General features: G+C 69.6%; 1 protein-coding gene. It reads left to right on the top strand.

The window, feature by feature from the left end; translation table 11 throughout:
• A partial coding sequence (locus VC352_RS25035; RefSeq protein WP_322982177.1) for an aldehyde dehydrogenase family protein occupies positions 1-237 on the top strand: 237 nt, incomplete at both ends.

Consider the following 237-nt stretch of genomic DNA (forward strand, 5'->3'; position numbering starts at 1 on the left):
GCGGCGCGTACCGCATGGCGTGGTCGGGGTGATCTCGCCGTTCAACTTCCCCATGGTGCTGTCGCTGCGTTCGGTGGCGCCAGCGCTGGCGGCAGGCAATGCCGTGGTGCTCAAGCCCGATCCACACACGCCGGTCAGTGGCGGTTTTCTGATCGCTCGTCTGTTCGAGGCTGCGGGGGTGCCGCCTGGCCTGTTGCAGGTGCTGCCGGGGCAGGCCGAGGCCGGTGTGGCGCTGTG

This window comes from Pseudomonas sp. C11 (assembly GCF_034683865.1).
In the GTDB taxonomy this organism is placed as follows: domain Bacteria; phylum Pseudomonadota; class Gammaproteobacteria; order Pseudomonadales; family Pseudomonadaceae; genus Aquipseudomonas.